Genomic DNA, 18,232 nt, shown 5'->3' on the forward strand with positions numbered 1-18,232 from the left:
CAGATACCGGATCGCCGGGTGTATCCGCGCCCGGACGTGGGTACGCGCGCGGAACAGGCACGTTTCCCCCGGTAGCGGCAGGTGGGAGTCCGATGACCGACACGGTGACACGCCCGGCTCCGATCCCCCATCGCCCGGTGTGGCGGGGGAAGCGCGGCGCGACGATCCTGAAGACCATCCGCACCACCGACCACAAGACGATCGGTGTGCTGTACCTGACGACGTCGTTCGGGTTCTTCCTGATCGGCGGCCTGACGGCCCTGCTGATGCGCGGCGAGCTGGCCCGGCCCGGCCTGCAGTTCCTCTCGCCGGAGCAGTACAACCAGCTCTTCACCATGCACGGCACGATCATGCTGCTGCTCTACGCCACGCCGAACCTGTTCGGGTTCGCCAACTTCGTCCTGCCGCTGCAGATCGGCTCGCCGGACGTGGCGTTCCCGCGGCTCAACGCGTTCTCCTACTGGCTGTACCTGTTCGGCGGCACCATCGTCCTCTCCGCCTACGCCACGCCCGGCGGCCCGCCCGATTTCGGCTGGACCGCCTACACGCCGCTGTCCAACGCCATCCACTCCCCCGGCGTCGGCGGCGACCTGTGGATCTCGGGGCTGATCGTCACCGGTCTCGGCACGATCCTCGGCGCGGTCAACATGATCACGACCGTGGTGTGCCTGCGCTGCCCCGGGATGCTCATGTGGCGCATGCCGATCTTCACCTGGAACATCCTGTTCACCTCGATCCTCATCCTGCTCGCGTTCCCGATCCTCACCGCGGCGCTGTTCGCGCTCCTGGCCGACCGGCACCTCGGCGCGCACGTCTTCGACCCGGAGAACGGCGGCGCGATCCTGTGGCAGCACCTGTTCTGGTTCTTCGGCCACCCCGAGGTCTACGTGGTCGCGCTGCCCTACTTCGGGATCGTCACCGAGATCATCCCGGTGTTCAGCCGGAAACCGCTGTTCGGCTACAAGCTGATGGTGTTCGCGACCATCGGGATCACCGGGCTGTCGGCGGTCGTGTGGGCGCACCACATGTTCGCCACCGGCGCCGTGCTGCTCCCGTTCTTCTCGATCATGACGTTCTTCATCGCGGTGCCGACCGGGATCAAGTTCTTCAACTGGATCGGCACGATGTGGAAGGGGCAGCTGACGTTCGAGTCGCCGATGCTGTGGTCGGTCGGCTTCCTCGTCACCTTCCTGCTCGGCGGGCTGACCGGGATCCTCCTCGCCTCCCCGCCGCTGGACTTCCACGTCCACGACACCTACTTCGTCGTCGCCCACTTCCACTACGTGCTCTTCGGCACGATCGTCTTCGCGACCTTCGCCGGCATCTACTTCTGGTTCCCCAAGATCACCGGCCGGATGCTCGACGAACGGCTGGCGAAGTGGCACTTCTGGACGACGTTCATCGGCTTCCACACGACGTTCCTCATCCAGCACTGGCTCGGCGACGCCGGCATGCCGCGCCGCTACGCCGACTACCTCTCGAGCGACGGCTTCACCTGGATGCACACGGTTTCCACGATCGGGGCGTTCGTTCTGGGCCTCTCGGTGCTGCCGTTCATCTGGAACGTCTTCAAGAGCTACCGCTACGGCGACCCCATCGAGGTCGACGACCCCTGGGGCTTCGGCAATTCGCTCGAATGGGCCACCACCAGCCCGCCGCCCCGGCACAACTTCCTCGAGCTGCCCCGGATCCGGTCCGAACGCCCCGCGTTCGAGCTGCACTACCCGCACATGGTCGAGCGGATGCGCGACGAAGGGCACATCACCCGCGGCCACTTGGGTGGCAAGGCGTCGCCGGCCGAGGTTCTCGCGGGCGCCACCCAGCCCGACGAGCAGGGCGAGAGTGACGACCCCCGCGGCCGCTGACCCGGGCCCGCCGCTGCGAGCGTGGGAACGGCGGCGGCTGCGCGGGATCGAGCGAGGACTGCAGCCGGGCGCCCGGGGACGGCTGCTGCTGTGCGTGAGCCTGGACGCCGTCGCGCTCGCGCTGCTGGCGGCCGGGATCTTCGTGGCGCTGCCGTGGCTGTTCGCGGCGTGCGTCGCCGGCAACCTCGCCGTCTGCGCGCACCTCGGGCGCCGGTGAGCGCGGGAAGGCCGCCGGACCCGGGAGATCCGGCGGCCTTCCGCCCGGTCGCCGGGGTCAGAGGATCGGCGCGCCACCCGTCACCGCGACGCGGGCCCCGGACACGTAACTGCCGTCGTCGGAGGCCAGCAGCACGTACACCGGCGCCAGCTCGGCCGGCTGGCCGGCGCGGCCCAGCGGCACCTGCTCGCCGAAGGACTTCACCTGCTCCTCCGGCATGGTGGACGGGATCAGCGGCGTCCAGATCGGCCCCGGCGCGACGCTGTTCGCCCGGATGCCCTTCGGCCCCAGCAGCTGCGCCAGCGCCGCACACATGTTCGCGATGCCCGCCTTCGTCACGTCGTAGGGCAGCAGCTGCGGGGTCGGGTTGTCGGAGTTCACCGAGGAGCTGCCGATGATCGACGCGCCCGGCTTCATGTGCGGCACCGCCGCCTTGGCGAGGTGGAAGAACGCGCTCAGGTTGATGGCGAGGGTGCGGTCCCACTCCTCGTCCGGGATCTCTTCCAGGGTTTCGTGGGTCATCTGGAAGGCGGCGTTGTTCACCAGGACGTCGATCCGGCCGAACTCCTCGACCGCGCGGGCGACGAGAGCCCGGCAGTGCGCCGGGTCGGCGACGTCGCCGGGCACGACGACGGCCTTGCGCCCGGCCTCTTCGACCCAGCGCCGCGTCTCTTCCGCGTCTTCGTGCTCGTCGAGGTAGGAGATCAGCACGTCGGCACCTTCGCGCGCGTACGCGATCGCCACCGCGCGGCCGATGCCGCTGTCCGCCCCGGTGATGAGCGCCGCCTTGCCGGTCAGCTTGCCGGAGCCGCGGTAGGTGTGTTCGCCGTGGTCGGGCCGCGGCGTCATCGCGGCGGTCGTCCCGGGTGGGGTCTGCTGCTGGGCGGGCTGCTCGGACACGGTGGCTCCTCGGATACGGGAATGGATCTCCCCATCCGTGTTCCCGGCGCCGGTCGAATCATTCTGTCATCTTGATGATGACTTCATACTTGTCATCGTTTAGATGACATGCTAGAACGGTAGTGCGTGTTGACACCCACCGTCGAAGCCAGAAGGAGGACACCGATGTTGATGCGCACCGACCCGTTCCGTGAGCTGGACCGCCTCACCCAGCAGGTCCTCGGCACCGCCGGAACCTGGTCGAAGCCGGCCGCGATGCCGATGGACGCCTACCGCGCCGGCGACGAGTTCGTGGTCTGCTTCGACCTGCCCGGCGTCGCCCCGGACGCCATCGACCTCGACATCGAGCGCAACGTGCTGACGGTCAAGGCCGAGCGCCGCCCGCTCCCCGGCGGTGACAACGTCGAGATGCACGTCTCCGAACGGCCGCTGGGCGTCTTCTCGCGCCAGCTGTTCCTCGGCGAGAGCCTCGACACCGACCACATCGCCGCCGACTACGAAGCGGGCGTGCTGACGCTGCGCATCCCGGTCGCCGAGAAGGCCAAGCCGCGGCGCATCGAGATCGGCGGAGACCGGTCCGACCGCCGGGAAATCCAGGCCTGACGGGCGGAAGATGAACGAAAACGCGCGCGCCGCGGCGGAGCGGATCTTCGCCGCGGCCGCGGAACTCGGCACCACCCGCCAGGAGGCGATCCTCGTGACCCGGGCGGTCCACGCGGTCAAGAAGGGCCGCCCGACCGAGGTCGCCCTCACCGACTCCCCGCAGCACCGGCGGCGCCAGCTCGCCCACGTCGTCGGCTGCGCACTGTGGGACCCGGCCCTCGACGCGGACGAAGTGCTCGCCGCCGTCACCGGTGCGGGCCGGACGGCCCCCCGCGAGCGGCAGCCCTCGGCCGCCGCGTGATCCCGAGCCGCCCGCTACCGGTCCGCGTCGGTGCGCCGCACGGTCACCGCCGGGCCGGTCCCGGTGCCGGACAACGGCGTCGAGCCGAACCAGTCGAGGCACACCACCATCGCGTCGTCTTCGGCCTGGCTGCCGTGGCGGCGGGTGGAGAGCTCCCGCAGCACCGCGCCCGGCACGTGTGCCGCCGGCAGCTCCGCGGTCGCCGTCACCGCCTCGCCGAGCTCGCGATCCCCGTAACGCTCGCCGTGCGGGCCGAGCGCGTTGTAGACGCCGTCGCTGACGAAGACGAACCGGTCGCCATCGGCCGCCTGGAAGCCCTCGAGCGTGTAGATCGTGCCGTCGAACGTGCCGAGCGGGAGCTGTTCGTCGAACAGGATCCGCTCGGCCTTCCCGTCCCGCAGCCGCCAGAGCCGCGGCGAGCCCGCGTCGACCACGGTGACCGCACCGGTGCCGAGGTCGAACTCCAGCAGCAGCGCGGCCACGTGCTCGGCGCCGCGGTAGTGCGCGTAGAGCGCCTGGTCGGCGAGTTCGGCCTGCGCGTCGAGCGGGATCCCGGCGCGCCGGGCGTTGCGCAGCGCGTTCACCGCGAGATTCGTCAGCAGCGCCGCTTCGCTGCCCTCCCCCATGCCGTTGATCAGCGTGACCGCGAGCTTCCGGGCGGACGCCGACCAGTCGAAGCAGTCCCCGTAGATGGCGTAGGCGGGCTCCAGCTGGCCGCCGAGCGCGAATTCGGCGCGGGTGCAGGCCCGCCCGGGCAGCAGCTGCCACTGCATTTCCGCGGCCAGCGTCAGCCGCGAAGACCGCCGCGCCTGGATGTAGAGATCGGTGTCCCGGTCGGCGACGAACAGCTCGTGGGCCACCGCTTCGGCGAACCGCTCGAGCTCGGCCCACACCGGCGGTTCGGGTTCGCGGGGCAGGGTGACGGCCAGGACGCCGAGCCGGTCGCCGCGGACGCTGACCGGCAGGTAGCCGGTGACGCGGTCGCCGTCGCGGGAAAACGTCGCCGCCTGCGCGAGGAACGCGGCCCCCTGGTTCGTGCCGTCGACCGGGATCGGCTCCGCCGTGTAGGGCTCTTCGCTCACCTGGCAGAGTTCCGTGAGTGCGTAGTCGGCCATCAGCAGCTCGACCGCCTCGGCGCCGAAGTGCTCGCCGAGCCCCGAGCGCAACGCCCCGGGCAGGTCGTGCGGCGGTACGTCACGCAGGAGTCGTTCCACCGCCAGGGATCTGTCCAACGCCTGCCTCCTGCTCACGGGTCCGCCCCGCGCCGGCGCCGGGTCGGTTCTGTCGAGTCTGCGCCGCTCCGGCGCGCCGGTCCACGGCGAGTCTGTGAGCTGTGCTGCCGGTTCAGCATAGGGATGCCAGAGTGGACGCCGTGGATCGATCCCGCGAGCAGCCCGGCCCGGACGGGACGGCTGCCGTGTCGGACCTCGCCCGCCTCCTGGAGGCGGTGCTCGAGGGCGAGCGGGACGTGTCGCCGCGTCCGCTGTCGGTGTCGCAGCTGCGCGCGGTCGTCGCGCTGGACCGCCACGACGGGGTCAACCTGCGGCAGCTGGCCGAGCAGCTGGGCTCGACGCCGCCGCTGGTCAGCAGGCTCTGCGACCGGCTGGAGGCGGTCGGGTTCCTCGAACGGCTGCCCAGCGCGCGCAGCCGGCGGGAGCTGGTGCTGCGGCTGTCCGACCGCGGGCGGGCTTACCTGCAGGACCTGCGGGCGCGGCGGCGGGACCGCGTCCAGGCCCTGCTGGCGAAGATGAGCCCCGCGGGCCGGGCCGCGCTGGAGGCGGGGCTGCTGGAGTACCGGGCCCTGGCCGAGGCGGCCGGGGACCCCCCGGATTTGCATTCCTGATACAACTGTTGTTATATAGCAATAATCAGGTCGGCGTACAGCAGAGCGCGCCCCGAACACCGGAGGAGAAGTCGGTGCTGGGCACGGACGACAGCCAGGTCCGCACGGTCTTGGCGCGCATGCTGGAGGAAGACCGGGCCACGCTGGCCCGCGACTGGGCCGGGCAGGAGCCGGGCGAAGGCGACCGGAGCGGGCAGGAACTGCGGCGCGAGGCCGTCGAACTGCTGGAAGCCCTCCGGGCCGCGCTGGGCGGCACGCTCCCGGTGTCCCGGATCGTCGACCAGGATCCCGCCGTCCGAGACGCACTGACGTCGCTGTCGGAACGCCGGGCCCGCGCGGGCGCCCAGCCGTCGGCCACCGCCATGGCGATCCTCGCGCTCAAGCGCACCATGCTGAGCGCGATCGAGCGGCACACCGACGACTCCGCCCTGCGCTACCGGGCCGCGCTGCTGGTCAACGAACTGCTCGACAGCGCGGGCGTGCTGACGTTCGAGGTCTACTCCGCCGGTCGCGAGCGGATCATCCGCGAGCAGCACAGCCAGATGCTCGAGCTGTCCACGCCCGTCGTGCGGCTGTGGCGCCACGTCCTCGCGGTGCCGCTGATCGGCACGCTCGACAGCGCCCGGACCCAGGTCGTGATGAACAGCCTCCTGGAGTCGATCCAGGCCAACGAGGCCCGGGTGGCGATCATCGACATCACCGGCGTCCCGACCGTCGACACCGCGGTGGCCCACCATCTCCTGCAGACCGTCAGCGCCGTCCGGCTGATGGGCGCGGAGTGCGTGATCAGCGGCATCCGGCCGTCGATCGCGCAGACCATCACCCAGCTGGGCATCGACCTCTCGCACATCGTCACCCGCGGCTCGCTGGCCGACGCGCTGGCGACCGCGATGCAGCTGCTCGGCGACAGCGGCCGCCCGGGACCGGTGACCGGGTGAACACCGGCGTGCCGATCCTGCGGCTCGGCGACATCCTGCTCGGCGGGCTGCTGAACGACCTGGACGACAAGACCGCGCTCGCGTTCACCGACGAGCTGACCACGCGGATCGCGAACGAGAGCATCCGCGGCGTCATCATCGACATCTCCCGGCTGGAGATCATCGACTCGTTCGTCGCCCGCGTGCTCATGCAGCTGGCCGGCACCGGGCGGCTGCTCGGCACGCGGATGATCGTGGCGGGGATGCGCCCGGCCGTCGCACTGACCCTGACCGAGCTCGGGCTCCAGCTCACCGGCGTGCGGACCGCCCTCAACGCGGAACAGGCGATGGAACTGCTGGGCTGGCGCCGTCCCGCCGAGTCCGCCGGAGAAGCACCTCATGCTTCCTGACGAGCGGACCATCCCGTCCGGCGAACTCCCCGTCCGGGTGGAGGAGGACCTCCTCGCCGCCCGGCACGCCGTGCGGGCGGCCGCGGTCGCCGCCGGGTTCTCGATCGTCGACCAGACGAAGATCGTCACCGCGGCCAGCGAGCTCGTCCGCAACGCCTACATCCACGGCGGGGGCGGCACCATGACCGTCGAGGCCGTGCAGAACCGGGCCGGGCGGCTCGGGCTCCGGCTGCGAGTGCGCGACGAAGGCCCCGGGATCGCCGACGTCGACCAGGCGATGACCGACGGCTTCAGCACCGGCGCGGGGCTCGGGCACGGCCTCGGCGGCACCCGGCGGCTGGTCGACGAATTCGACCTCGACACCGCCCCCGGCCGCGGCACCACCGTCACCGTCGTGCGCTGGAAGCCATGACCACCATCGTTGCCGGCCTGACGCGCCAGATCCGCGTCGAGCACCCCAGCGCCGGGTACGCCGCCGCCCGCGTCGCCCGCGAAATCGCGCACGAGGCCGGGTTGGCGAGTGTGCTCGCCGACCGCGCCGCGGTGGTGGCGGCCGAGCTCGCCGGCAACATCGACAAGCACACCCGCGGCGGCTCGGTGTTCGTGCAACAATCGCTTTTCGGGGGTCCGGGTGGCAAAGCCCCCGGCCCGGGGCAAAGCCCCGGTTGTCACAGCTCGCTCACCGGGTGCGGCGTCGACGTGCTGGCCGCCGACGACGGCCCCGGCATGGCCGACCTCGACCACTGGCTGCTCGACGGCAACACGACCACCGCCACGATGGGCGCCGGCCTCGGCGCGGTGAAACGGATGGCGGCCGAGTTCCGGATCACGTCCTCGCCCGCGGCCGGGACCCTCGCCGCCGCCCGCCTGCTGGACCCCGCCGTGCCGCCGCCCCGCCGCGCGATCGGGCACTTCCGCCTGCCCCGCGACGGCGAGGAGTACTGCGGTGACGCCGTCGCGCTGGCCGACGTCACCGGCAGCCGGACCGCGGTCGTCGCCGACGGGCTCGGCCACGGCCCCGACGCCGCCGAAGCCGCCGATGCCGCGCTGCGGGTGTTCACCGAGAACCCGGACCGCCCGCTGTCCCACCAGCTGACGAACATGCACCGGGCGCTGCGCACGACCCGTGGGGCGGCGGTCGCGCTCGTGCGGATCGCGCCGCGGCGGCTCGAGTTCTGCGGCGTCGGCAACGTCAGCGGCGCGAGTCTCGGCGACGGGCCGTCCCGGCTGCTGCTCAGCACCCCCGGCATCGTCGGGTTCACCCTGCCTTCGGCGCCGGTCCGGCACCTGACGCTGGCCGACGACGACGTCGTCGTCCTGCACACCGACGGCGTCGGCACCGGCTGGCGCGTCCCCGGCCGGATCCCGGACCTGCTGCTGCTCGCCGCGGACCTCGCCCACCGGCACCGGAACGCCCGCGACGACGCGGCGATGCTCGCCCTCAGCGCGGACCGGTCCGCCTGATGCGCCCCGACCTGGCCCGGATCCGGCGGCGCCTCCGCACGGCCTGCACCCAGGCCGGCGTGCCCGCCGACGACCGCGGGCGGCTGGTCCTCGCCGTCACCCTGCTGGCCGAGCCCGCCCTCACCGCGGGCGAAACGGTGGACGTGGCGACGGCGGCGTCGGACCGGCGGCTCGCCGTCACCGTGCGGCTCGACCACGCCGTCAGCCAGGGCAGCCGCAACGCCCTGCCGCTGCTGCCCGAGCGCGGCGACGGCCGGACGCTGACCTGGCACCTCACCGGCGGCGGGCCGGCGGCCCCGGCCGAGCCCGACGACGACCGGGCGACGCGCGAAGAGATGCTGGCGCTGGTCGCCCGCGCCGACACCCTCGCCCACGAGCAACGGAACCTCAAGCACGAGCTCGCGGAGACCAACAGCGGCGTGCTGGCGATGTACGTCGAGCTCGAACAGCGCGACGAGCAGCTCCGCCGGGCGCACGCGGCCATCTTCCGCGAGCTGGAGGACGCGCTGCGCCCGCGGCCGCCGGCGGTGCCGGGCGTGGAGCTGGCCGTCCACTATTCGCCGACCGACCAGGACTCCCCGACCGGCGGCGATCTGTACGACTGGTTCGTCCTGCCCGACGGCCAGGTCCACGTGACCCTGGTCGACGCGGTCGGCCACGGCGTCACCTCGACCCGGCACGCCCTGACGGTCACGCACGCGATCCGCACGCTCGCCCTGGAGGGTCACCCGTTCCGCGACCTGATCGCGCGTACGTCCCACACCCTGGCGGCGATCGAGCCGGGCCTGATGGCCACGGTGCTGCTGGCCCGCGTGGACCCGGTAACGGGCCGCACCCGGTTCGCCAACGGCGGCCACCCGGAGCCGGTGCTGGTCACGGCGGCCGAGCCGGCGCGGCTGCTGCCCGCCCCGGTGCCCGGCCGCGGGGTCGGCTTCCCCGACCCGGGCAGCCGCGAACTGGTCGACGTGGTCCTGGCCGAGGGCGACACGGTGCTGCTCTACACCGACGGCCTGGTGGAAAGCCGCAAGGACATCGACGAAGGCCAGGCCCGGCTGCTGGCCCTGGCCGAGCGGCTGGGCGCCCGGCGGGCCGCCGGGCTGCCCCGGGAACTGGTGACCCGGATGCACGACGTCGTCCTGCACGCCGACGACACCGTCGTGCTGGCCCTGCGCCGGACCCTTCTGCCGTAGCCGCGGCGCCGCGGCTGGCCACGGCGGCCCGCGCTGTCCTACTGCGGCCCGTTGGTCAGCGAGAGGTTGAAGGAATACCGGGACGCCCGGTACACGTGCCACCCGTACTCGACCACCCGGCCGGCGTCGTCGTACGTCGTGCGTTGCATCGTGAGCAGCGCCGCTCCCGGCTCCTCCCGGAGCAGTTCCGCGTCCTCTTCGGTCGCGAGCCGGGCGCCGATGTGCTGCTCGGCCGCGTGCAGCCGCACCCCCGCCGACCGCAGGAGCTGGTAGAGCCCGCGCTCGCGCAGCTCGTCGTCGCCGGGGTCGATGACGCCGTCGGGCAGGTAGTTGTTCATCAGGGCGAGCGGCTCGCCATCGGTCGAGCGGAGCCGCTTCAGCCGCCGCACGTGCGTCAGCCCCGGCGCTTCGAGCAGCTCGGCCACCTCGGTGCCCGCCTCTTCGACCCGGTTGACCAGCACCGCCGTCTCCGGCTTGCCGCCCAGCCCGGCGAGGTCGTCGAACAGGCTGCTCAGCCGCAGCGGCCGGGCGACCTTCGTGCGGACGACCTGTGTGCCGACTCCGCGACGCCGCACGAGCAGGCCCTGGTTGACCAGCGTCTGGATCGCCTGGCGGATCGTCGGCCGCGACAGGCGCAGGCGCGCGGCGAGGTCGACCTCGTTGCCCAGCCGCGCCCCCGCGGGCAGCCTGCCGTCCGCGATCGCGGCGTGCAGCTGCCGGGACACTTGGAAGTACAGCGGCTCGGGACTGCCCGGATCCAGGACGATCTCGCGCCCCGCGTCCCAGGCCGGGAAGGTGACGTCCGGCTTGCTCATCCGCGAAGCCTACCGCTTCGGCACCACCTGTTGGGATGACGTGTTGTCCATATGTCTTGACAAAGTCCCCGTCTCGCTGGAATGGTCGGCGGCAGGGGCACGACGGGCGTGTCCGGAGATCAGCGGGGAGCGGACCTGTGACCGACGTGCTGCGGCGCATCGTCGCCCAACGCGTGCACGACCCGGGGGCGATCGCCGAGGCGGCCGCGAACCGCGTCCGGGCCGAATCGCTCTTCAACGACAAGGGCCGCACGATGATCATCGCGGCGGACCACCCCGCCCGCGGGGCGAACGCGGTGGGCGGCCACCCGTCGGCGATGGCCGACCGCGGCGAACTGCTGGAGCGGCTGTGCCTGGCCTTGGAACGCCCGGGGGTCACCGGCGTCCTGGCGACCGCGGACGTCGTCGACGACCTGCTGCTGCTCGGCGTGCTCGACGGCAAGACGGTGATCGGGTCGATGAACCGCACCGGGCTGGCCGGGTCGAGCTTCGAGATCGACGACCGCTTCGCCTGCTACGACGCGGAAGCGATCGAGCGGATGCGCTTCAACGGCGGCAAGACCCTGACCCGGATCTGCCTGGAGGACCCGGCCACGCCCAGCGTCCTGGAGAACACCGCGAAGGCGGTCAACGAGCTGGCCGACCGCAAGCTGATCGCCATGGTCGAGCCGTTCCTGTCGACCTGGGTCGAGGGGCGCGTCAAGAACGACCTCTCCCCCGACGCCGTCATCAAGTCGATCACGATCGCCGCCGGACTCGGCCGCTCCTCGGCCTACACGTGGCTCAAGCTCCCGGTCGTGGACGACATGGAGCGCGTGCTCGCGTCCTCGACCCTGCCTGTCGTCCTGCTCGGCGGCGAGGTGCAGGACCCGGACGCGGCCTTCGCCGCTTGGCAGCGGGCGCTGACCCAGCCGACGGTGCAGGGCCTGGTCGTCGGCCGGTCGCTGCTCTACCCCCACGACGGCGACGTCGCCAAGGCCGTCGACACCGCGGTGGGCCTGCTGTGAACCCGCCCCACCGCACCGGCGCCACTACCCGGAGGAACCCCGTGAACACCATCGAACACTGGATCAACGGCACCGCGACGCCGGCGGGCTCGACCCGCACGGCGCCGGTCTACGACCCGGCCACCGGACAGCGGCAAGCGTCGGTCCTCCTCGCCGAAGCGTCCGATGTGGACACCGCGGTCGCGGCCGCGGGCACGGCCTTCGAGTCGTGGGGCAACTCCTCGCTGTCCCAGCGCACCAAGGTCATGTTCGCCTTCCGCGAGCTGCTGGTGCGGCACGAAGACGAGCTCGCCCGGATCATCTCCGCCGAACACGGCAAGGTGATCGAGGACGCGCGCGGCGAGATCGTCCGCGGCCGCGAGGTCGTCGAGTACGCCTGCGGCATCGCCGACGCGCTCAAGGGCAGCTTCTCCGACCAGGTCTCCCGTGACGTCGACGTGCACGACTTCCGCCAGCCCCTGGGCGTGGTCGCCGGGATCACGCCGTTCAACTTCCCGATCATGGTGCCGCTGTGGATGCACCCGATCGCCATCGCCACCGGCAACACCTTCGTCCTCAAGCCGAGCGAACGCGACCCGTCGGCGTCGAACTTCGTCGCCCGGCTCTACGCCGAAGCCGGGCTGCCCGATGGCGTCTTCAACGTGGTGCACGGCGACAAGACCGCGGTCGACGCGATCCTCGACCACCCCGGTATCGCGGCGGTGTCCTTCGTCGGCTCGACGCCCATCGCCAAGTACGTCCACGAACGCGGAACCGCGGCCGGCAAGCGCGTCCAAGCCCTCGGCGGTGCGAAGAACCACGCCGTCGTCCTGCCCGACGCCGACCTCGAGTACGCCGCCGACCACCTCACCGCCGCCGCGTTCGGCTCGGCCGGCCAGCGGTGCATGGCGATCTCCGTCGGCGTCGCCGTCGGCTCGGCCGGCGACAAGCTGGTGGAGATCCTCGAACGCAAGGCCCACGAGGTGAAGGTCGGCCCCGGCACCGACCCGGCCAGCGACATGGGACCGGTCGTCACCGAGGCCGCCCGCGAGCGCGTGGTGCACTCCGTCGGCCGCGGCGCGGAGCAAGGCGCGAAGGTCGTCGTCGACGGCCGCGACCTGAAAGTCGAAGGCCACGAGGAAGGCTTCTTCGTCGGCCCGTCCCTGCTGGACGGCGTCACCCCCGAGATGGACGCCTACCGCGAGGAGATCTTCGGCCCGGTGCTGGCGATCGTCCGCGCCGAGACGCTCGACGAGGCGATCGCCGTCATCAACGCCAACCCCTACGGCAACGGCACCGCAGTCTTCACCGCGAGCGGCGAAGCGGCGCGCAAGTTCCAGCGCGAGGTGAAGGTCGGCATGATCGGTGTCAACGTGCCGATCCCGGTCCCGATGTCGTACTACTCCTTCGGCGGCTGGAAGGACTCCCTCATCGGCGACAGCCCGATCCACGGCCCCGCGGGCGTCCGCTTCTACACCCGCGCGAAGGTCGTCACCACCCGGTGGCCGCACTCCGAGGCCGCCTTCACCTTCCCCACCTCCAGCTGAGCCGACGCGGTCGTGTATCGCCGGGTCGTCGCCCGCCTCGGGGTCGCTCAAGCCAGGCCGGGCCGGGCATGTCGCGGATGCTTTGCTCGCGTGGGGTGAGCACGAGCAGGGCTCGGAGCAGTCCGGTGGGCTCAGCCCTCGGCCGGTGGTCGACTCACATCGCGATCTTGCCGAGGCCTTCACTCATGCCCGGGGACCCCACGCCGTCCCGCTGCCGCTTCCCGCTGCGGCACCCCGCGCCGGCGCGACGTCGTCCCCTTGAGGCGGCGGGCGGCGCGGTCCGTCCGCAACCGGAACTCTCTTCTCCGTTTTCCGGTACCGTGGCGTCACCCCCGCCGAAGGAGGCCGCCGTGGGATACCGAGGCCCGCTCCCGAAGAACGCCGTCGACCGTTTCAACACCTGCGTGGGCACCCTCCGGGCGTCGCCGCGCTGGGGACCGGTGGTCCGGCGTCACCTCACCCAGATCACTTACACGGGCCGGCGGTCGGGGCGCACCTTCAGCACGCCGGTCGGCTACCGGCGGGCGGGCGAGGTCGTCACCATCGGCGTGCGGATGCCCGACGCGAAGTCGTGGTGGCGCAACTTCACCGGCGACGGCGCCCCGCTCACCCTCGAACTCGACGACACCGGCCGCACCGGCCACGCGGTCGCGCGCCGCGACGCGAAGGGGCGGGTCACCGTGACCGTCCACCTCGACGGCGAAGCCTAGCCGGGCGTCGCGGCCATCCCGTGCCAGAGCAGCTCGGCGAGCTCCGCCGCGTCACGTCGCCAGTCGCCGTTCGGGTCGAGCCACAGCAGGCCGCCCAGGCCGCGCATGACCAGCACCGGGGTCAGGCCCGGCCGGACCGTTCCGGCCGCGACGTTGGCTTCGAGCATCGCCGACACCGCGCCGAGCATGTCCTCGAAGGCGTCGCTCGGCAGCTCGCCCCGGGCCGCCGTCGCGGTCCGCAGTGCGTCGGCCAGCCCCTTCTTCGTCATCATGTAGTGCGCGACGTGGTCGGTCACCCACACCCGGAACGCTTCGTCCGGGGCGTGCTTCTCCAGCAACAGCGGCACGATTTCCACGATGTGCCGGACCTCCCGCCGGTAGACCGCCAGGATCAGCGCCTCCGGGGTCGGGAAGTGCCGGTAGACCGTGCCGACGCCGACTTCGGCCTGCTTGGCGATCGCGTTGAAGGAGACCTCGCCCGTGTCGGCCAGCGACGCCGCCGCCGCGGCGAGGATGCGCTCGTGGTTGCGCCGCGTGTCCGCGCGGCGCGGGCTGACCGATCCGGTCGTCATCGTTCCTCCCGGTGGTCGTGCCGTCCCGCTGAATCTAGCCGAGCGCTGGAGCAACTCCAGCCCACCCGGTTCGTTGCCAAGCGGATTGTAATCCGCTAGCCTCGCGACCGAGTGAAGCGGATGAGTATCCGCTCCCGCCCTTCACCGCCCCACCACACCGTCGGGCAGCCCGCCCGGCTCCGCGGAAAGAGACCAGTGGACATCTCACTCCAAGTCAACGGCACCACCGAACACCTGGACGTCGATCCCGGCGTCACACTCCTGGACGCGCTGCGCGAGCGTCTCGCCGTCACCGGCCCGAAGAAGGGCTGCGACCGCGGGCAGTGCGGCGCCTGCACCGTGCACGTCGGCGGCAAGCCCGTGCTGTCGTGCCTCACCCTCGCCGCCACCGTCAAGCAGCCCGTGACGACCGTCGAAGGACTGTCCACAGAGGACGGGCTGCACCCGGTGCAGCAGGCGTTCGTCGACCAGGACGCCCTGCAGTGCGGGTTCTGCACCGCCGGGCAGATCATGTCGGCGGTCGCCGCCGTCGAGCAGGACGTCGACGACGTGCGGGAGTTCATGTCCGGCAACCTCTGCCGGTGCGCGGCCTACCCGAACATCGTCAAGGCCGTCGAGCAGGCGAGGCGGGCCGATGCGTCCCTTTGAGCTGACCGCACCCACCACCGTCGAGGCGGCGGTCGCCACGCCCGGCACGTACCTCGCCGGCGGGACGACCCTGGTCGACCTCATGAAGCTGGACGTCCTGACGCCGGAGCACGTCCTCGACATCAACGAAGTGCCGTTGCGCGGCATCGACACCACCGACGGGCTGCGCTTCGGCGCGCTGGAGCGGATGGGCGACATCGCCGCGCACGCGGGCGTCTACCCGGCGATCTCGCGCGCCCTGCTGCTGAGCGCGTCCCAGCAGCTGCGGAACATGGCCAGCATCGGCGGCAACCTGCTGCAGCGCACGCGCTGCTCGTACTTCCGCGACGTCGCCATGCCGTGCAACAAGCGCGTTCCCGGCAGCGGCTGTTCCGCGATCACCGGCGCGAACCGGATGCACGCGATCCTCGGCACCAGCGAGGCGTGCGTGGCCACGCACGCCAGCGACGTCGCCGTCGCCCTGGTCGCGCTCGACGCCCGCCTGCGGCTGACGGACGCGACCGGCAGCCGCGAGGTCGCGCTCGGCGACTTCTACCAGCTGCCCGGCGACACCCCCGCCGTGGAAAACGACCTTCGCCCCGGCGAACTGATCACCGAGGTGATCGTGCCGCGGCTGGACTGGGCCGCGAACTCCACCTACGTCAAGGTGCGCGACCGGCAGTCCTACGAATTCGCGCTGTGCTCCGCCGCCGTCGCGCTGGACGTCCGGGACGGGGTCGTCGCCGACGCCCGGGTCGCGGCCGGCGGCGTCGGGACGGTGCCGTGGCGGCTGCCGTCCGTCGAAGCGGCCCTGCAGGGCGCCCCGGCGACCGAAGCCGCCTTCGAAGCGGCCGCGGCCGTCGCCGCCGAGGGCGCGCAACCGTTGTCCGAGAACGGGTTCAAGGTGACGCTGCTGCAGCGGACCATCGTCCGGGCCCTGCTCGAACTGACCGAGGGGAACTCCCGATGATCACCCGGCTGGACGCGCCGCTGAAGGTCACCGGCGACGCCAAGTACGGCGCCGACCACACCTTCCCCGGCATGGTCTACGGCTACGTCCTGCTCAGCACCATCGCGCACGGCGAGATCGAGGCCGTGGACGTCACCGCGGCCAAGAGCGCACCCGGCGTGCTCGAGGTGTATACGCCGTTCGACCCGCTGGCGCTGCGCACGCCGAGCCTGCCGGTCTTCGGCGACACGTGGGTGCCGCTGCAGGACAAGGAAGTCACCTACTACGGCCAGCCGATCGGTTTCGTGGTCGCGGAGACGTTCGAGCAGGCCCGGGACGCGGCGGCCCTCGTCGAGGTCGCCTACCGCGAGCGGCCCGCCCGGACCTCGCTCGCCGAAGGCCTCGACACGGCCGAGCTGGCGCCACCGGCCATGGACGGCGCTCCCCCGGAAATCGAGGTGCTCGAAGACGGCGTCGACTCCATCGAAGCCGCCCTGGCCGCGAGCCCGGTGGTCGTCGAGGCGACCTACACGACCGCGACGCAGAACCACGCCGCGATGGAGCCGCACTCCGCGGTCGCGGTGTGGGACGACGGCGAGCTGACCGTCTACAGCGGGAACCAGGCGTCGAACATGCAGGCGGCGGAGCTGGCCATGGCCCTCGAGCTGGCGCCGGAAGCCGTTCACGCGGTCAACCCGTTCGTCGGCGGGGCGTTCGGCGGCAAGGGACGGACGTCCACGCCGGCGTTCCTGGCCGCGGCCGCCGCCCGCAGCCTCGGACGGCCGGTGAAGGCCGCGCTCACCCGCGAACAGGTCTTCACCGCCACCGCCGGGCGGGCCGCGACGGTCCAGAAGCTCGCGATCGGCGCCGAGCCGGACGGCACCCTGGTGGCCCTGCGCCACGACTCGTGGTGCCACACCGACACCGCCCGGTCGTTCGTCGAACCGACGTCGCACGGCACCTCGCGCGAGTGGTACGCCACGAAGAACCTGTCGATCACGCAGAAGATCGTGCCACTGAACGTCCCGCCGACGACGTTCATGCGGGCCCCGGGCGAGGCACCCGGCTCGTTCGCACTGGAAAGCGCGATCGACGAGCTCGCCGTGAAGCTGGGCATGGACCCGATCGAACTGCGCGTCCGCAACAACTCGACCGCCCCGCCCGGCCACGACCTGCAGTGGTCGAGCAAGCACCTCGACGAGTGCTTCCGCATCGGTGCGGACCGCTTCGGCTGGGCGCACCGCCCGGCGGGCTCGCGCACCGACGGCGACTGGCTCGTCGGCGTGGGCGTCGCCACCGCGGTGTTCCCCGCCCTGCGGTTCCCGGCCACCGTCGGCATCACGCTGCGGGCGGACGACACCGCCGTCGTCGCGACGAGCGGCGCGGACCCCGGCACCGGCCTGCTGACCGTGCTCTCCCTGGTGGGTGCCGAATCGCTGGACATCCCGGCGGACCGGATCACCCCGCGCCTCGGCGACTCGGCCCTCCCGCCGGGCGGCATGTCCGGCGGCTCGACGGCGACGGCGAGCGCGGGCACGGCGATCATGCTCGCCGCCACCAAGGCGATCGACGAACTGACCGCGATGGCCGCCGATCCCGGCGCACCGTTCGCCGGGCGCCAGGTCACCTACGCCGACGGCCGCGTCTTCGCCGACGGCGAGTCGATGACCTTCGGCGAGCTGCTGCGGGCCGTGGGGCGCGAAACGCTCGAGGTGACCGGCACGTCGGCGCCCGGCGAGGAGATGACCAAGCACTCCTTCGCCTCGTGGGGTGCCCAGTTCTGCGAGGTCCGGGTGCACAAGTGGACGCGCGAGGCGCGGGTGTCCCGGCTGCTCGGGGTGTTCGACGCGGGCCGGATCATCAACGACAAGGCGGCCCGCAGCCAGCTCATGGGCGGCATGATCTGGGGCGTCTCGGCCGCGCTGCACGAGGGCCTGGAGATCGAGGCCAACGGCCGGCTCGCCAACGGCGACTTCGCCGGCTACCTGCTGCCGGTCAACGCCGACATCCCGGAGGTCGAGGTCCAGTTCGTCGAGTACCCCGACACCCTGCACAACGCGGTCGGTGCGCGGGGACTCGGCGAGATCGGCACGGTCGGCATGGCGGCGGCGATCGCCAACGCCGTGTACAACGCCACCGGCACCCGGGTCCGGCACATCCCGATCACCATCGAGGACCTCCTCGAAGGCTGACGTCGCGGGGCGGGCGGTGCCCGCCGCCCGGGCCCCCCCGCAACACGAAATAAAGGTGTAGGCGGGCGGGTGGGCCCACCCGGGCCCGCCCCCGTATACAAACCCGACAACCCCGGTCGAGGAA

The 18,232-nt window shown here is 72.1% G+C and carries 20 protein-coding genes; 16 read left to right on the forward strand and 4 right to left on the reverse strand.

The window, feature by feature from the left end:
* The first annotated feature begins 92 nt into the window (after positions 1-92).
* Together ctaD and ACFVYA_RS39990 are read left to right on the forward strand one after the other, a co-directional pair.
* Positions 93-1,865, forward strand: a complete 1,773-nt coding sequence (ctaD, locus tag ACFVYA_RS39985) for a cytochrome c oxidase subunit I (protein ID WP_387052516.1) — start codon at positions 93-95, stop codon at positions 1,863-1,865.
* Positions 1,843-2,082 carry a hypothetical protein gene (locus ACFVYA_RS39990; RefSeq protein ID WP_387052518.1) on the forward strand — a complete coding sequence of 80 codons (240 nt, stop codon included), beginning with the start codon at positions 1,843-1,845 and terminating at the stop codon, positions 2,080-2,082. The genes ctaD and ACFVYA_RS39990 overlap by 23 nt, the downstream gene beginning before the upstream one ends.
* A gap of 57 nt (positions 2,083-2,139) precedes the next feature.
* On the opposite strand, the gene ACFVYA_RS39995 is transcribed toward ACFVYA_RS39990, so the two are convergent.
* Positions 2,140-2,982: an SDR family oxidoreductase gene (locus tag ACFVYA_RS39995; RefSeq protein ID WP_285990309.1), complete on the reverse strand. Its 843-nt coding sequence runs from the start codon at positions 2,980-2,982 to the stop codon at positions 2,140-2,142.
* 165 nt (positions 2,983-3,147) lie between these two features.
* On the opposite strand from ACFVYA_RS39995, the gene ACFVYA_RS40000 reads away from it, so the two are divergent.
* Together ACFVYA_RS40000 and ACFVYA_RS40005 are read left to right on the forward strand one after the other, a co-directional pair.
* Positions 3,148-3,585, forward strand: a complete 438-nt coding sequence (locus ACFVYA_RS40000) for an Hsp20/alpha crystallin family protein (protein ID WP_285990308.1) — start codon at positions 3,148-3,150, stop codon at positions 3,583-3,585.
* A gap of 10 nt (positions 3,586-3,595) precedes the next feature.
* Complete coding sequence (locus tag ACFVYA_RS40005) at positions 3,596-3,886, forward strand: hypothetical protein (protein WP_387052521.1); 291 nt, start codon at positions 3,596-3,598, stop codon at positions 3,884-3,886.
* Positions 3,887-3,900: 14 nt separating this feature from the next.
* Here the strand turns inward: ACFVYA_RS40005 and ACFVYA_RS40010 are convergent, their stop codons facing one another.
* Complete coding sequence (locus ACFVYA_RS40010; protein ID WP_387052523.1) at positions 3,901-5,118, reverse strand: PP2C family protein-serine/threonine phosphatase; 1,218 nt, start codon at positions 5,116-5,118, stop codon at positions 3,901-3,903.
* Between the two features lie 185 nt (positions 5,119-5,303).
* On the opposite strand from ACFVYA_RS40010, the gene ACFVYA_RS40015 reads away from it, so the two are divergent.
* The 6 genes from ACFVYA_RS40015 to ACFVYA_RS40040 all read left to right on the forward strand — a co-directional run bounded on the left by ACFVYA_RS40015 (position 5,304) and on the right by ACFVYA_RS40040 (position 9,710).
* Positions 5,304-5,729: a MarR family transcriptional regulator gene (locus ACFVYA_RS40015; RefSeq protein ID WP_387052570.1), complete on the forward strand. Its 426-nt coding sequence runs from the start codon at positions 5,304-5,306 to the stop codon at positions 5,727-5,729.
* A gap of 74 nt (positions 5,730-5,803) precedes the next feature.
* Positions 5,804-6,667: an STAS domain-containing protein gene (locus tag ACFVYA_RS40020; RefSeq protein ID WP_387052525.1), complete on the forward strand. Its 864-nt coding sequence runs from the start codon at positions 5,804-5,806 to the stop codon at positions 6,665-6,667.
* Positions 6,664-7,056 (forward strand): STAS domain-containing protein, encoded by a 393-nt coding sequence (locus tag ACFVYA_RS40025; protein ID WP_387052526.1) that lies wholly within the window; start codon positions 6,664-6,666, stop codon positions 7,054-7,056. Before ACFVYA_RS40020 ends, ACFVYA_RS40025 begins: the two co-directional genes overlap by 4 nt.
* The gene (locus ACFVYA_RS40030; RefSeq protein ID WP_387052528.1) at positions 7,046-7,468 is read left to right on the forward strand and encodes an ATP-binding protein; all 423 of its coding nucleotides are present in this window, start codon (positions 7,046-7,048) and stop codon (positions 7,466-7,468) included. The genes ACFVYA_RS40025 and ACFVYA_RS40030 overlap by 11 nt, the downstream gene beginning before the upstream one ends.
* Positions 7,465-8,520: a SpoIIE family protein phosphatase gene (locus ACFVYA_RS40035; RefSeq protein WP_387052530.1), complete on the forward strand. Its 1,056-nt coding sequence runs from the start codon at positions 7,465-7,467 to the stop codon at positions 8,518-8,520. The genes ACFVYA_RS40030 and ACFVYA_RS40035 overlap by 4 nt, the downstream gene beginning before the upstream one ends.
* Entirely contained in the window at positions 8,520-9,710 is a 1,191-nt protein-coding gene (locus ACFVYA_RS40040; protein WP_387052532.1) for a PP2C family protein-serine/threonine phosphatase, read from the forward strand. The genes ACFVYA_RS40035 and ACFVYA_RS40040 overlap by 1 nt, the downstream gene beginning before the upstream one ends.
* Positions 9,711-9,748: 38 nt before the next feature.
* Here ACFVYA_RS40040 and ACFVYA_RS40045 read toward each other — a convergent pair whose 3' ends face one another.
* Entirely contained in the window at positions 9,749-10,525 is a 777-nt protein-coding gene (locus tag ACFVYA_RS40045; protein ID WP_387052534.1) for a GntR family transcriptional regulator, read from the reverse strand.
* 137 nt (positions 10,526-10,662) lie between these two features.
* Here ACFVYA_RS40045 and ACFVYA_RS40050 point away from each other — a divergent pair, with 137 nt between their 5' ends.
* The 3 genes from ACFVYA_RS40050 (at position 10,663) to ACFVYA_RS40060 (ending at position 13,768) form a co-directional block, all read left to right on the forward strand.
* A complete protein-coding gene (locus ACFVYA_RS40050) occupies positions 10,663-11,532 on the forward strand; it encodes an aldolase (protein WP_387052536.1) in 870 nt (289 codons plus the stop codon).
* A 41-nt stretch (positions 11,533-11,573) separates the two neighbouring features.
* The gene (locus tag ACFVYA_RS40055; RefSeq protein WP_387052538.1) at positions 11,574-13,058 is read left to right on the forward strand and encodes a CoA-acylating methylmalonate-semialdehyde dehydrogenase; all 1,485 of its coding nucleotides are present in this window, start codon (positions 11,574-11,576) and stop codon (positions 13,056-13,058) included.
* Between the two features lie 350 nt (positions 13,059-13,408).
* The gene (locus ACFVYA_RS40060) at positions 13,409-13,768 is read left to right on the forward strand and encodes a hypothetical protein (protein WP_387052540.1); all 360 of its coding nucleotides are present in this window, start codon (positions 13,409-13,411) and stop codon (positions 13,766-13,768) included.
* Here the strand turns inward: ACFVYA_RS40060 and ACFVYA_RS40065 are convergent.
* Positions 13,765-14,340 carry a TetR/AcrR family transcriptional regulator gene (locus tag ACFVYA_RS40065; RefSeq protein WP_387052542.1) on the reverse strand — a complete coding sequence of 192 codons (576 nt, stop codon included), beginning with the start codon at positions 14,338-14,340 and terminating at the stop codon, positions 13,765-13,767. The two genes, ACFVYA_RS40060 and ACFVYA_RS40065, sit on opposite strands and share 4 nt — an antisense overlap.
* Before the next feature lie 195 nt (positions 14,341-14,535).
* On the opposite strand from ACFVYA_RS40065, the gene ACFVYA_RS40070 reads away from it, so the two are divergent.
* Genes ACFVYA_RS40070 through ACFVYA_RS40080 form a run of 3 tightly spaced genes read left to right on the forward strand, consistent with a single transcriptional unit; the run spans position 14,536 to position 18,108 of the window.
* Positions 14,536-14,988 (forward strand): (2Fe-2S)-binding protein, encoded by a 453-nt coding sequence (locus ACFVYA_RS40070; protein ID WP_285990294.1) that lies wholly within the window; start codon positions 14,536-14,538, stop codon positions 14,986-14,988.
* Entirely contained in the window at positions 14,975-15,937 is a 963-nt protein-coding gene (locus tag ACFVYA_RS40075) for an FAD binding domain-containing protein (RefSeq protein WP_387052544.1), read from the forward strand. The genes ACFVYA_RS40070 and ACFVYA_RS40075 overlap by 14 nt, the downstream gene beginning before the upstream one ends.
* Complete coding sequence (locus ACFVYA_RS40080) at positions 15,934-18,108, forward strand: xanthine dehydrogenase family protein molybdopterin-binding subunit (protein WP_387052546.1); 2,175 nt, start codon at positions 15,934-15,936, stop codon at positions 18,106-18,108. The genes ACFVYA_RS40075 and ACFVYA_RS40080 overlap by 4 nt, the downstream gene beginning before the upstream one ends.
* Positions 18,109-18,232 lie beyond the last annotated feature (124 nt).

It is taken from the genome of Amycolatopsis sp. NPDC058278, from assembly GCF_042881395.1.
GTDB lineage: Bacteria > Actinomycetota > Actinomycetes > Mycobacteriales > Pseudonocardiaceae > Amycolatopsis.

Bases quoted from the DNA above. Each gene is read 5' to 3' on its own strand.
- ctaD (WP_387052516.1), top strand. From the start codon at position 93: ATGACCGACACGGTGACACGCCCGGCTCCGATCCCCCATCGCCCGGTG.
- ACFVYA_RS40000 (WP_285990308.1), top strand. From the start codon at position 3,148: ATGTTGATGCGCACCGACCCGTTCCGTGAGCTGGACCGCCTCACCCAG.
- ACFVYA_RS40005 (WP_387052521.1), top strand. From the start codon at position 3,596: ATGAACGAAAACGCGCGCGCCGCGGCGGAGCGGATCTTCGCCGCGGCC.
- ACFVYA_RS40030 (WP_387052528.1), top strand. From the start codon at position 7,046: ATGCTTCCTGACGAGCGGACCATCCCGTCCGGCGAACTCCCCGTCCGG.
- ACFVYA_RS40035 (WP_387052530.1), top strand. From the start codon at position 7,465: ATGACCACCATCGTTGCCGGCCTGACGCGCCAGATCCGCGTCGAGCAC.
- ACFVYA_RS40040 (WP_387052532.1), top strand. From the start codon at position 8,520: ATGCGCCCCGACCTGGCCCGGATCCGGCGGCGCCTCCGCACGGCCTGC.
- ACFVYA_RS40045 (WP_387052534.1), bottom strand. From the start codon at position 10,525: ATGAGCAAGCCGGACGTCACCTTCCCGGCCTGGGACGCGGGGCGCGAG.
- ACFVYA_RS40065 (WP_387052542.1), bottom strand. From the start codon at position 14,340: ATGACGACCGGATCGGTCAGCCCGCGCCGCGCGGACACGCGGCGCAAC.
- ACFVYA_RS40075 (WP_387052544.1), top strand. From the start codon at position 14,975: ATGCGTCCCTTTGAGCTGACCGCACCCACCACCGTCGAGGCGGCGGTC.
- ACFVYA_RS40080 (WP_387052546.1), top strand. From the start codon at position 15,934: ATGATCACCCGGCTGGACGCGCCGCTGAAGGTCACCGGCGACGCCAAG.